The organism is Streptococcus sinensis (assembly GCF_000767835.1).
In the GTDB taxonomy this organism is placed as follows: Bacteria; Bacillota; Bacilli; order Lactobacillales; family Streptococcaceae; genus Streptococcus; species Streptococcus sinensis.
Genome location: NZ_JPEN01000094.1, coordinates 1 through 12,490, shown reverse-complemented (window position 1 = coordinate 12,490; position 12,490 = coordinate 1). Strand labels below are relative to the sequence as shown.

Annotated in this window: 13 protein-coding genes, 1 CRISPR repeat array and 1 other annotated feature; all 13 genes read right to left on the bottom strand. The window is 40.1% G+C overall.

What is annotated here, in order from left to right; all coding sequences use genetic code 11:
- Positions 1-213 precede the first annotated feature (213 nt).
- A CRISPR array of direct repeats spans positions 214-663; the repeat unit is 29 nt; unit sequence GTCTCAATTCCTTATAGGTAAGGTATAAC.
- A gap of 227 nt (positions 664-890) precedes the next feature.
- Positions 891-1,331, bottom strand: coding sequence for a CRISPR-associated endonuclease Cas1 (gene cas1 / locus SSIN_RS08010; protein ID WP_084578636.1), 441 nt, complete (start codon positions 1,329-1,331; stop codon positions 891-893).
- Between the two features lie 344 nt (positions 1,332-1,675).
- A complete protein-coding gene (cas6, locus tag SSIN_RS08005) occupies positions 1,676-2,404 on the bottom strand; it encodes a CRISPR-associated endoribonuclease Cas6 (protein WP_037617731.1) in 729 nt (242 codons plus the stop codon).
- Between the two features lie 322 nt (positions 2,405-2,726).
- Positions 2,727-3,092, bottom strand: a complete 366-nt coding sequence (rplL, locus tag SSIN_RS08000) for a 50S ribosomal protein L7/L12 (RefSeq protein WP_037617729.1) — start codon at positions 3,090-3,092, stop codon at positions 2,727-2,729.
- A 75-nt stretch (positions 3,093-3,167) separates the two neighbouring features.
- Positions 3,168-3,668 carry a 50S ribosomal protein L10 gene (rplJ, locus tag SSIN_RS07995; RefSeq protein WP_037617727.1) on the bottom strand — a complete coding sequence of 167 codons (501 nt, stop codon included), beginning with the start codon at positions 3,666-3,668 and terminating at the stop codon, positions 3,168-3,170.
- A gap of 38 nt (positions 3,669-3,706) precedes the next feature.
- Positions 3,707-3,841: a sequence feature (ribosomal protein L10 leader region), on the bottom strand.
- Positions 3,842-3,936: 95 nt separating this feature from the next.
- Entirely contained in the window at positions 3,937-4,734 is a 798-nt protein-coding gene (locus tag SSIN_RS07990) for a formate/nitrite transporter family protein (RefSeq protein WP_037617725.1), read from the bottom strand.
- Between the two features lie 107 nt (positions 4,735-4,841).
- Positions 4,842-5,789: a homocysteine S-methyltransferase gene (gene mmuM / locus SSIN_RS07985; protein WP_037617724.1), complete on the bottom strand. Its 948-nt coding sequence runs from the start codon at positions 5,787-5,789 to the stop codon at positions 4,842-4,844.
- A gap of 189 nt (positions 5,790-5,978) precedes the next feature.
- Positions 5,979-6,686: a glucosaminidase domain-containing protein gene (locus tag SSIN_RS07980; protein ID WP_037617722.1), complete on the bottom strand. Its 708-nt coding sequence runs from the start codon at positions 6,684-6,686 to the stop codon at positions 5,979-5,981.
- A 134-nt stretch (positions 6,687-6,820) separates the two neighbouring features.
- Positions 6,821-7,408: a ribosome biogenesis GTP-binding protein YihA/YsxC gene (gene yihA, locus SSIN_RS07975; protein WP_037617720.1), complete on the bottom strand. Its 588-nt coding sequence runs from the start codon at positions 7,406-7,408 to the stop codon at positions 6,821-6,823.
- Between the two features lie 10 nt (positions 7,409-7,418).
- Positions 7,419-8,648 carry an ATP-dependent Clp protease ATP-binding subunit ClpX gene (clpX, locus tag SSIN_RS07970; protein WP_037617718.1) on the bottom strand — a complete coding sequence of 410 codons (1,230 nt, stop codon included), beginning with the start codon at positions 8,646-8,648 and terminating at the stop codon, positions 7,419-7,421.
- 218 nt (positions 8,649-8,866) lie between these two features.
- A complete protein-coding gene (locus tag SSIN_RS07960) occupies positions 8,867-9,379 on the bottom strand; it encodes a dihydrofolate reductase (RefSeq protein WP_037617715.1) in 513 nt (170 codons plus the stop codon).
- A 130-nt stretch (positions 9,380-9,509) separates the two neighbouring features.
- Positions 9,510-10,349 (bottom strand): thymidylate synthase, encoded by an 840-nt coding sequence (locus SSIN_RS07955; protein ID WP_037617713.1) that lies wholly within the window; start codon positions 10,347-10,349, stop codon positions 9,510-9,512.
- A gap of 100 nt (positions 10,350-10,449) precedes the next feature.
- Positions 10,450-11,409 (bottom strand): ROK family glucokinase, encoded by a 960-nt coding sequence (locus SSIN_RS07950; protein ID WP_037617711.1) that lies wholly within the window; start codon positions 11,407-11,409, stop codon positions 10,450-10,452.
- Between the two features lie 330 nt (positions 11,410-11,739).
- A partial coding sequence (locus tag SSIN_RS07945) for a G5 domain-containing protein (RefSeq protein WP_037617709.1) occupies positions 11,740-12,490 on the bottom strand: 751 nt, incomplete at its 5' end.

Here is a 12,490-nt window from a genome sequence, read left to right as displayed (position 1 = left end):
TTACCCACTACAGAAATTATAGAGCCTACTTTTCTTGATTATCCATGCAGCGGGCAACAGCTCCGCCACAATCTCTAACTGCTACTAGTATAGCAAATCATGACGGAAATTTCAAATATTCCTACAAAACAAAAGGCGAACAAATTCTCATGCTTCCCAGCAGACAAGAATTTGCTCGCTTTTTTGGTGCCCTCGGAGACAGACAAAGACACACAACCAATTCCTTATAGGTAAGGTATAACATTAAAATAGTCTGCAAGATCTAAATTTCAGACTGACATAAGTCTCAATTCCTTATAGGTAAGGTATAACAAAAAATTAAGAATGATAGAGCCAGAGAAATATTTGTCTCAATTCCTTATAGGTAAGGTATAACGGGTTGACTATCACCTGGTTGAAACTGGTGTTACTGGTGTTAGAGTCTCAATTCCTTATAGGTAAGGTATAACTTTACTAAAAGTCTTGTCAGAATTCTAATGATAACAGGCGAAAGAGCGTCTCAATTCCTTATAGGTAAGGTATAACCGCAAAAGCCAGCAGAAAAACCTGCAGAGCCGCAAGTCTCAATTCCTTATAGGTAAGGTATAACATGATTATGAAATTGTAGAAGGTGGATTAGCCACCGGATATGATTGTCTCAATTCCTTATAGGTAAGGTATAACAACAGTATTTTCGCTGTTTCTAGATTGATTGTATCAAAAAATAGAGCTTTTTTCAAGATTTCAATGAAAAAAGTCGGTCGATCTTTTTTGTCCTAGCGCTTATAAACCGCTTGGTTGGCAGCTTTTGAAAAAGAGACAAAAAATCGAAAAGATCGACCGACTTTTTAATAGTATTTGTAAGGTTTAAAGCGTTTTAAGTCCCCATCTTGCTGCAATATTCTCTTAAACTACCGAATGTCGTGCTGGATGAGCTGGGCATAGGTATAGGTCGAGCCCCCCATGACCAGTCTCGTCTGTAGCTTTTCCTCAAAATTTCGCAAGACGATATACTTCCCTTCACGATTCAGATAAACCGATCCGTCTTCCCTTTCTTCAAAATGATCTGTAGCATTGATTTGATGTTTATTGATCAAACTCAAAATCACTCGATCCACGATAACCGGCTTCATATAATCCGCAAAATCCAGATGCAAACTATAAGGACGATTATTTGAAGCATGGAGCACTCCGATTTTAGGATCTAGTCTAGCCTGCCAGATCAAGCGCAGAACACGACTGTATAAAATCGTATTGCAAAAGCTAATCAAGGCATTCAGAGGGTCTCGGGGTGGCCGTTTGGTTCGCTTAACAAAAGAAAAACCACTTTGATTCAAAATCTCATTGAAGATAGGGTAAGCATTGTCGGGATTGTGGCTATTCTAGTTTCCCCCTCTTCAGCAAAATACAATTAAAAATTATCTTCTATCTAAATGATCCGTCTATCATATTTTTCTACGGCTCATTAGTCTTAGAAACAAGGCGAGGATTCTGGGCGATAAAGTCCACTGTGTAAGTTTTTCAAACGTTTTTTCAGACTTGGAACTTTCTTCATCCAATACCCAATAAACCTTGCTTTCACTGAACGAGCAAGCAATAAGATTAGTTCTTCAAGTTAAAAATGAATAATTGGTGCATGACATTTTAATCCAAGCTCTAACTGACAATTTCTAAATTCCATATCCACTCTATCCTTCTATTCTTCAATCACAAACATGCCGAATCCCATCGAATTCTTCTCACCAAGTCCAACTTGATAGAGGAAATCCAACACCTCCGCATCCCCTCTTATCTCAAATTCTCCTTTCCAACCCGTTATGAGATAGTCTTTGTATTTGGTAACAAATTTATTTTTTAAAGAAAAATTTATTGGCTCTATATCAAATCTACCTGTCGGTACTTTATGATAATAAGCTTGAAATTTTCTCTCAAGATTCTCCATGATTCTGCTCTTAAATTCCGTATCAAACGGATTGTAATACAATGTTTTTTTGGTGTCAGCATCTGTAGAACGAACCACCAAGGGAGAAATCATCCGAATCTTATAAGAAGTCCCCGTCAATTTCTTCTGTTCAATTTTTACATTTAAAATTTTTACAAGGTTTCGACCAATTCGCAATTCATCTAGATTTGACAAGGACTCTGCAATAGTGAATAAAATGGATTGATCAATCGTTCTAATTTCAAAACGCACCTTATCAAGAAACTCTATTCGTTTTCCGTGGATTTTATATTGACCTCGCAATAACGAAAATGTGAACAGTTTAAAATGTTTATCCTCTAACGGATAGCCCCTCTCATGAAGTTGCGCAGATAAGTCTTCCTTATTTTTCAATAAATTATAAATCATCGATTGAAGGAGGTAATTATAGTTCACCGGCAAGATAAACTGATCTATTTTTTGCAGTTCAATCAATAATTGCATCCTAGTTTCCTCCTTAAATTAATATATGTTTGTCCTATAGTATTGATATTACACAAAAATGGAAACGCTGTCAATTTATAACCTTAAAGTTTGTTAGTTTTTATAAACCATAAGGTTACTCCCCTTCAAGTCTCAAAAATCAATAAATCAATCTCCAATCTTGGTATAAAAAATTTATCTAAAAATGCAAAAACACCCCCACAATATTTAGTGGGGGTGCTTATGGGGAAATTTCAAAAGAAACATCCCATTTTTTGAATCACCTTAACTCAACGAAAAGGTTTTAAAACTAGGGTTTCAGTCCTAAGCAATCGCTAAACGATTATTTAAGAGTAACTGAAGCTCCTGCTTCTTCCAATTTAGCTTTGATTTCTTCAGCTTCTGCAGTTGCAACGCCTTCTTTAACAAGTGCTGGTGCACCGTCAACAAGCGCTTTAGCTTCTTTAAGTCCAAGACCAGTGATTTCACGTACAGCTTTGATAACGCCGACTTTCTTGTCGCCTGCTGCAGTCAATTCAACGTCAAATGAATCTTTAGCAGCTTCTTCAGCACCACCAGCAGCAGCTACAGCTACAGGAGCAGCCGCAGTTACACCAAATTCTTCTTCGATAGCTTTTACAAGGTCGTTCAATTCAAGAATTGAAGCTTCTTTAATTTCAGCAATAATGTTTTCAATGTTCAATGCCATTGTTAATTTCCTCCAAATAAGTTTTAAATTTATAATAGTTTTTTTCGTAGCTAGGCTACGCTGCGTAGCTTAAGATTAAGCTGCGTCTTCTTTGCTTTCTGCAACTGCTTTGACAGCAAGTGCAACGTTGCGAACTGGCGCTTGAAGTACAGAAAGGAGCATAGAAAGAAGTCCTTCGCGGTTTGGAAGAGTTGCAAGTGCAATAATCTCTTCTTTTGATGCGACAGCACCTTCGATAGCACCACCTTTAATTTCAAGTGCATCTGCGTTCTTAGAAAAATCGTTCAAGATTTTCGCTGGTGCGATAACATCTTCGTTAGAAAATGCTACTGCAGATGGTCCAACAAAAACTGATGCCAACTCTTCAAGTCCAGCTTTTTCAGCTGCACGACGTAAGATTGAGTTTTTAATTACTTTGTACTCAACTTCGCTTCCACGAAGCTCACGACGAAGAACGGTATCTTGATCAACTGTCAAACCACGAGCGTCAACAACGACGATTGATGCGGCAGCTTTCATCTTTTCAGCTACTACGTCAACTAATTCCGCTTTTTTAGCAATAATTGCTTCACTCATTTAGTGTTTCACCTCCGTAATTATTTTGCTTGGGGAATTTTTCCAAAAGAAAAACGCGCCCAAACCCAGACACGAAAGTACAATACGCTTCTTTTGCATGATACGTTTTGTCCTCGGTAGGATCTTTATGAGTCGAGCTCCCCTACTGTCTTAGGCAGTTTTTTCAAACCATTAATAATGATAGCACAGATAAAAAAAGATTGCAAGTCTTTTATGCAATCTTTTTAAAATATTTTTTTATAGAATTATTGCAACACCAAGCTGCAGATTAATCTACATAATGTTCTTCTTTTTTATTGAACCAAGCATATGGCAGACCGATCAGGAGGCCGCCACCAATCAAGTTCCCTATGAAGGTCACAGCCCAGTGACGCAGGATATTTCCAATACCAAAATTTGCCACCTCTGATGCAGCTGAGCTAAACTTCACGATAGCAAAAGAAGCAAAGTTGGCTGCCAAGTGTTCGTTTGTTAAGAATACAAACATATAAATGGCTGAAATAACCAAGAAAAGCTTGGCTGTACTATCCTTGACTAAGACAAAGGAAAGAATAGCAATATTAACAAAGACATTGGCCAATATGCCCTCAAGTAAAACAAGTTCATTAGAACGAGCAAGCTTCATCTGCACAACACCAGCAATGAAACTGTCCTTGCTAAGTCCTGCATAAGCCGCCGAATTGGCAAAGAGCCAACCAGCAATCAGAGCCCCAATCAGGTTAAAGAAGGTACAATAGAACAAAATAATCAGCGCTTTTTTCCAATCAATCTTCTTTAGGAAAGTACCAGCTGTCAGAAACATCATATTAGAAGTCACCAGCTCGGCATTTAGAAAGACGATATAGGCCAAGCCCCAAGCGAAGATAAAGGGAAAGAGAAAACGTCCAGTTCCTGGGACAATCTTATTTGTCAGATCTGCTGCAATAGCTCCTGCTCCTGTACTAAAGGTTAGAAAAGCTCCCGCAAAGATAGAGCGGACAGCATACTTACCCTTGTTTGTATCGAACAAGCCTTCTTTCTTGCGACAAGCTGCTTCTAGTTTTGGAATAAATGTCGATTCGACCATTATAATTTCTCCTCTAAATTAAACTATGTACAGTATATCACAAAGTCTTGTCTTTCGAAAGCGTTTTCTGGAAGTTTTTCTAAAAATGAAATTGAAAATCAACATTTTCAATTTCGTAGACTACTAGCTAGCTGCTTGATATCTTCTGGCCGTGTTCGACAACAACCACCAAATAGCTGAACTCCCTGCTCTCGCCAGAGTTTGCTGTTTTCCAGCAAGTTTTTATCCTGTTTGGAATCATCATGCCAAGTATTGGTCACACCATTATAAATTTCTCCAGAATTTGGATAGGTCAACAAAGGTTTATCGCATACTTGTCGAATTTTCTCTAATAAGGGAGCAATCAAATGCGGAGCTGTGCAGTTAAAACCGACCGCCAACACTTGCGAGCTAAATTGAGCCAAGAGCCCTACTTCTTTGATAGGCGTCCCATCTGAGATAGCTGATTCAGTTTGAGCGGTAAAGGACAGATAGGCCTCCGCCTGCGGAAATTCTTCTGCTAAGAGTCGGACGATTGCTGCCGCTTCTGCCCCATTTGGAATAGTTTCAATAGCTAACAAATCACTTCCTGCTTCTAACAAAGCTTGAATGCGCGGACGATGAAAATCACGGAATTCTGCCTCACTCAGCTGATAGTTTCCCGTGTATTCTGAACCGTCAGCTAGATAAGCAGCATAAGGCCCTACCGAGCCTGCCACCAGAGGATAGGAGCGCTGCTTCTGCTCATCTAACGATAAACCCTGCCAGACATTTTTGATAGCAGTCTGCACTAAAAAGACCGTCTCTTTGAGAAATTCATAAGCCTTTTCAGGACTCAGCCCAGCCTCGACAAAAGATGGAATACTAGCCTGATAACTGGAAGTGGTGATGATGTCACTGCCAGCCCGAACATAAGCCTCATGCAAGTCTTGAATAATCTGAGGATTATCCAACAGATACTTAGCTGACCAGAGCTTGCCTGAAACGTCATAGCCTCGACTTTCCATCTCTGTCCCCAAGGCTCCGTCCAAGATAATCATTTCTTGCTTTTCAAGTAAAACTTTAAATTTTCCCATTTCTTTCTCCTAAAACGTTCGCTGACGAAAGTAGTGATAAATAAAGTTATGTAACCCTGTATCTTATCTTGATTTATATCGAAATTCGCTTATTTAGACAATATTCGTGAAATAAAACAGCCCAACTCATTTCATCAGAGTCAGGCTGTTCCCGTATGTCTCACTCCGTTTTAAGAAATGAGTATCCTATTAATTGTACTTACTTGCCCAAGCAATATCAACATCTAAAACTTCTTGTGAGGTGTATTGTTGTCGATAAGGGTTGTAAACCATGCCATCAAATCCATATTGGAAACTGGGAGTGTCAAAACGAGTTAAATCGTATTTTTCAATAATAGCATTTAATTTCAGATTATAGCTACTGTCTGTTGCGTAGACGCCAGTCAGCGCAGCTGTTGCATCTTGATAGGTTGGAGCATTACTCTTCCAAGCCCCAGCAAAATGATTTTGTTTTAAAACGTAAGCATAATCTTGAAGTGATTCCGCATAACTAGGATAAGAACGAAATTCATCATGGATAACGCTAGCATTTCCCTGACCATCATCTTCCCAAGTCTGCATCGTTGCAGACTGACCTGCATATTGCCCTTTAATGCCAAATAGATTGTAGTGTGGTGCATCAGATAAACCTGATTGACCAGATCCACTCTCCAAAATAGCTTGAGCAATCATCACAGAGGCATATAAATCATTGTCTTGTGCCAACTGTCTCGCTGGTTCACCGATTTGTGAAATGAAATAATCCGTTTGACTCATCGGCTGTTGTCCGTTATCATCATAAGCACTTGCTGGGTTGATGCGGTTTACCAGAACAAAACCAACAGTAATGGTTGAAACTAGCACAAAGATATTAGTAAGAAGTTTTTTTCCTCTTTTAGACAATCTTCTCTTTTTCATCATTTTCTCCTAAATTATTGTTTCTAGACTTCATTATTGTACCATATTATATGATTAAAAAGTGCTATTGGAAAGTTACAAGTTTGTAACATTTTACAAAAAGAAATCTAGTTCTAAAATGAACCAGACTTCTTTTAAATTTTCGCTAAAATAGCATCCCAAGCTTCATCCAAACCAGCTTTATTTACCGATGAAAAGATGATAAAATCATCACTCTTATCAAAGTTCAACTTTTTCTTGATAGCACTTTCATGCTTATTCCACTTACCGCGCGGAATCTTATCCGCCTTGGTTGCTACGACAATGACTGGAATTTCATAATATTTGAGAAACTCGTACATCTGAACATCATCTGCACTAGGGTCATGACGCAAGTCTACTAAGCTCACGACCGCTCTCAGATTATCACGGCTAGTCAGATATTCCTCGATCATCTTCCCCCACTTGGCCCGCTCGCTCTTGGAAACCTTGGCATAACCATAGCCCGGCACGTCCACAAAGCGCAACTTGCCATCGATGTCAAAAAAGTTTAGCAATTGCGTTTTACCGGGTTTTCCCGATGTCCGAGCTAGATTTTTGCGGTTAAGCAGTGTATTGATAAAGCTGGATTTTCCGACATTGGAGCGGCCAGCCAGAGCAATTTCAGGAATACTATCTTGAGGATAATGTGATTTATTGGCTGCGCTCAGCAAAATCTCAGCATTGTGTGTATTGATTTCCATAAGCACCTCGTTAGGCAGTTTCCAGAATCGGCTTGTCTGTTCCATCTACTGCTGCTTTGGTAATACGGACCAGTTTGACATTTTCCTGACTTGGAACTTCAAACATGACGTCCATCATGGTTTCTTCGATGATTGAGCGGAGTCCGCGAGCACCTGTCTTGCGTTCGATCGCTTTATTTGCAATCTCTTGTAGGGCATCCTCGTCAAATTCCAATTTGACATCATCATAAGAGAGAAGGGCTTGATACTGCTTGACAAGAGCATTCTTTGGTTCGCTTAAAATTCGAACTAAATCGTCAACAGTCAACTGCTCCAAAGCTGCAAATACTGGCAAGCGACCAATCAACTCAGGAATCAGCCCAAATTTTTGGATATCTTCGGCAATGATTTCCTGCATATAGGAACCACCTTCGTCAATAGCACGATTATTTTGGCCAAAACCGATAATCTTCTCACCAAGACGTTGTTTGACAATTTCTTCGATACCGTCAAACGCACCGCCAACAATGAAAAGAATATTTTTGGTATCAACCTGAATCATTTCTTGCTGTGGATGCTTGCGGCCACCTTGAGGAGGCACACTGGCTACTGTTCCTTCGATAATCTTCAGCAAGGCTTGCTGAACACCTTCACCTGAAACATCACGGGTAATAGAAACATTCTCGCTCTTCTTGGCAATTTTATCAATTTCATCCACATAGATAATACCGCGTTCTGCCCGCTCAATATTAAAGTCCGCCGCCTGTAAGAGCTTGAGCAGGATATTCTCCACATCTTCACCAACATAGCCAGCCTCAGTCAAGGCTGTCGCATCCGCGATAGCAAAAGGAACATTGAGACTGCGTGCCAAGGTCTGAGCCAGGAAGGTTTTACCAGATCCAGTCGGACCAATCATGAGGATATTGGATTTTTGCAGCTCCACATCATCCTCTTCACGGCTGTCATGAAAATTAATTCGCTTATAGTGGTTGTAAACAGCAACAGCCAAAGCTCGTTTCGCCCGATCCTGACCAATCACATAGTGATTCAAAATATTGAGCAATTCTTGCGGTTTTGGTACTTCAGAAAGATCAGCCAGGACTTCTTCAGCTAATTCTTCTCGGATAATTTCCTGCGCTAATTCGACACATTCATTACAGATAAAGGCATTGTTGCCTGCGATGATTTTTTGGACTTCGTCCTGATTCTTTCCGCAGAAAGAACAATACACCATCATCTCATTATTACGATTTGTAGGCATTTTCTACTCCAATTCTAAATTTCTATTTCATTATTCTCATACATCTTAAAAGAGGGTCATATAAAAAGCATGGATGGAATTGACCAGATTAGTAAAAGCATTTAACAAAAATAGAACGGCTAAACCATAACGTTTTTTACGAAAAGTCTGTAGAGAACAAATCAGACAAATCACACATAAAAAGGCCGTAAAAAAACCAAAAACACTTCGCTCCATTCTTACGAGTCCTTTCTTTGATATTTTTTAACAGTAAAGTCATAAATATTTTTTTCGTCTTTTGGATAAAATTCGCTGCTGACTTCTCGATAAAGAGACCAGTCAAAACTCTGTGGAAAATAGGTGTCCCCATCCAACTTGGCAGCAATCTGAGTCTGAATCAATTCGTCCAAATAAGGCTCAAAAGCTGCTATAATCTGAGCACCACCGATAACATAGAGATTCTTATCCTGATGCTGGTACCAGTCCAGCACATCTTCAATAGTGTTAAAAACCAAGGCGTTTTCATCATCTATCTGATAGTCTTGATTATTAGTCAAAATAATACTGGTCCTATTCGGCAAGAGGCGACGGTTCAATCCGTCAAAGGTCACTCGCCCCATCAAAATAGCATGACCAGTTGTCGTTCTTTTGAAATGCTGGAGCTCAGCCGGCAGATGCCAAGGCATGACTTGATCTTTTCCGATAAGACCAGCCTCTGCCTGAGCCCAAATGGCAATAATTTTCTTTGTCATTATCCCATCCTTCTAATTGGTAATTCCATTTTATCAAATTTTGCAGAAAAAGGCTTTTTTCAACTATGCTTTTCGGAAAAATATCATTCCTTCATTCAGACAAAAGATTGGCCTGTTTTTTCCAAAGGAATCAAATCGCCAAATCAAACTTGAGCTGAGGTTTGACCGGATCATAGTCTAAGAGCTCAAAGTCCTCTGCCTTGATATCAAAGAAATTGGTTCCGTCTGGCACATTTAAAACGAGCCGTGGTTGGCAGTTGCTAGGTTCCCGACGCAAGAGTTCCTCCGCCTGCTCGAACTGATTGTCATAGATATGCAGGTTATTGATAAAGTAAAAGAACTTGCCGACTTTCCAACCGAAATGCTTGGCAATCATCATCTGCAGAGCCACATATTGCATCGCGTTGATATGGTGAGCCACTAGCATATCATTTGAGCGCTGCATCAGAGTCGCATCCAGATAAATGTCTCCAGCAACACGTCGAACGTCAAACATGGTCTGAAAAGCGCACGGAAGCAAGCCATCTGTTTCTTCAAAAGCTTCATAATCCCAGAGAGAGATGATATTGCGACGATTCCAAGGATTGGCTTCCAGTTGTTGGAGAATTTTATTGATAATATTGTGCTTCTTGACAACAGCTCCGTAGCGTTGCCCGATAGTACCCGTATCGCCAACTTCCCAGTCATTCCAATAGTGAACATTGTACTTGTCATTGAGCAGTTCCAAGCTATTAGACTGGTCTTGATAGATCCAGAGCACTTCCTTGATGGCGGACTTGATAGCAATCGGTCGCAGAGTTGTGATTGGGAACTCGCCCTTGCTCAAATCGTATTCTGCAAAAGAACCTGTGATATACTTGGAGTTAGCCACATTTCCGTCCTTATAACGCGGACGGGCATTTTCAGAAAAAACTCCTGCTTCTAAAATCCTGCTAATATTTTCTTTAAAAATCGTATCTGCTTTGGTCATGATGTCTCCTGAATCGTTAAACTTTCTTTAGTATAGCAGATTTTTCAAAAAAATTCTCCTGCCAAGTTTGGCAGGAGAATAAATGTATGATACTTACAAATTATTGTAAAACTAATGAAGCTGCTCCAATCACGCCGGCATCATTTCCAAGCGTTGCCAGAGCCAATTTGGTTGAAGTACGCACTTGCGGGAAGCTGTTTTCTTCATAGACTTTGCGGACACCCTCAAGCAGAAACTCTCCAGCTGCAGATACACCACCACCGATAACGATTGTTGAAGGATTTAGGATAGAGCCGATGTTGGCACAGGCAATTCCCAGATAGCGCGCGAAATTGCGATAAACAATCAAGGCCAGCTCATCGCCTTCCTTGGCTAAGTCAAATACAATTTTAGCGTTGACATCTTCACCGTTATCAATCAGTTTTTTCAACTCAGCATTGCCAGCATATTCATCCGCATAACGACGAGTCAGATTGACAATTCCAGTCGCAGATGCAACAGTCTCTAGGCAGCCCTTCTTGCCACAGGTACATTGAATCGGCTGATCAAAGTCCACTGTGATGTGACCAAGCTCTCCTGCTGCTCCAGCAAGTCCGTGCAAGAGCTTTCCTTCGGCAACAATTCCACCACCGACACCGGTTCCCAGTGTCATAAAGACCACATCTGGCTGATTGTCGCCAGCTCCCATCCAACGCTCACCAAGGGCGGCAACATTGGCATCATTGTCAATGAAGAATGGAATGCCTGTTGCTTTTTCGATTTTCTCTTTCACCGGCTGCAAAGTCTTCCAGTTGAGATTGTAAGCACCGATTACCGTCCCATTTTCACGGTCAACAACACCAGGCGATCCCATCCCAATCCCCATAAAATTCTCAGCTGACAAGTTCAAGAGTCCCAAACGATGTTGAATAGACTCAATCATCTCATCCACAATATGGCTTCCTTCATCTAAGATATTGGTTTTAATAGACCACTTTTCTTGGATTTCGCCTTCCTGCGTCAAAATAGCAAACTTAATGGAAGTTCCTCCCAAATCAATTCCGATAATTTTTTTTGACATGATATTCTCCTCTGTATTATTTTCTACTTAATTATAGCAGATTTTTTTAGTGATGAAAAGGTTTGCATGGTATTTTTTGCTTTTTGATGATTAGACTTGTTAAGAAAGGCAAGTTATTTTTACAATCAATCAAAATAAAGGAAGAAATTACTTTATTTTCATCAATTTTAAACAGCTCCTGCCCTTGTTTTGAAGGATTTTTAAATCTTTTCAACTTCCTTAGCCAGCTAAAGGAGCTTGTTGTAAAATTTCGAATCAGCTAAAATCGTTTTATTCTAATTCAAAAACGGCACCTCAATGAGGTACCGAAAAAGCTTATTTTAAAACTTTTTAGTATTTCTTCTTGTCTTTAACTGACAGAAGGAAAAGGCTTGATAATGCTAATATCAGAGAAGCTAGGAAGGCAGATTGGTTACTTTTCTCCCCTGTATTCGGGAGCTGACCTTCTTTATTTCCTGACATATTTCGTTGACCATTAGATGTAGTTGAAACAGCAGATTCAGAGGCCTTTTGTTTTTCACTTCCATCGTCCTGGCTAATTGCTAAATGATCCTGAGATGCCTTATAAACAACTGCATAGATGCTGAAGTGGTCCGACATAAATTCGACAATTTGACCTTTTTGCTGGAATGCCAGAGCATCCAATTGGTTAGCAGCTGTGACATAGAAGACATTTTCAACCTCCTTATTGGCTGCAAGCGGCAGACTAACAAGGACTTTTCCACTCGGCTGAATAGCGTTGCCAAACTTGTCTTCCAAGGTAATGTCGTAAGCATCATAGACCTTGCCCGCTAAACTTTGTGACGTAACTTTCTTAACTTTCAAGCTTGCGACCTGTTCAAGCGCGGATTTTGTACCGATAACTTGAACCTTGGTAGCTTCATCCGTCAAGATACGCAAGTCTTCCTCGGTCTTGCCTGGTTTAGCTGGAGTACCAGGCTTAACTGGCGCGTCAGGTTTGCTTGGCTGCGTTGGCTGTTCTTCCTTGGTTCCAACTTCCACAATCTTATCAACTGGATCTTTAGAAACGAAGCTGTCTCGAGTGGTGCGACCGGTTTCTTGACCATTTTCGATGGTCACT

Coding starts and splice junctions, on each gene's coding strand:
- cas6 (WP_037617731.1), bottom strand. CDS start 2,404: ATGCAATTATTGATTGAACTGCAAAAAATAGATCAGTTTATCTTGCCG.
- rplL (WP_037617729.1), bottom strand. CDS start 3,092: ATGGCATTGAACATTGAAAACATTATTGCTGAAATTAAAGAAGCTTCA.
- rplJ (WP_037617727.1), bottom strand. CDS start 3,668: ATGAGTGAAGCAATTATTGCTAAAAAAGCGGAATTAGTTGACGTAGTA.
- SSIN_RS07990 (WP_037617725.1), bottom strand. CDS start 4,734: ATGGTCGAATCGACATTTATTCCAAAACTAGAAGCAGCTTGTCGCAAG.
- mmuM (WP_037617724.1), bottom strand. CDS start 5,789: ATGGGAAAATTTAAAGTTTTACTTGAAAAGCAAGAAATGATTATCTTG.
- SSIN_RS07980 (WP_037617722.1), bottom strand. CDS start 6,686: ATGAAAAAGAGAAGATTGTCTAAAAGAGGAAAAAAACTTCTTACTAAT.
- yihA (WP_037617720.1), bottom strand. CDS start 7,408: ATGGAAATCAATACACACAATGCTGAGATTTTGCTGAGCGCAGCCAAT.
- clpX (WP_037617718.1), bottom strand. CDS start 8,648: ATGCCTACAAATCGTAATAATGAGATGATGGTGTATTGTTCTTTCTGC.
- SSIN_RS07960 (WP_037617715.1), bottom strand. CDS start 9,379: ATGACAAAGAAAATTATTGCCATTTGGGCTCAGGCAGAGGCTGGTCTT.
- SSIN_RS07955 (WP_037617713.1), bottom strand. CDS start 10,349: ATGACCAAAGCAGATACGATTTTTAAAGAAAATATTAGCAGGATTTTA.
- SSIN_RS07950 (WP_037617711.1), bottom strand. CDS start 11,409: ATGTCAAAAAAAATTATCGGAATTGATTTGGGAGGAACTTCCATTAAG.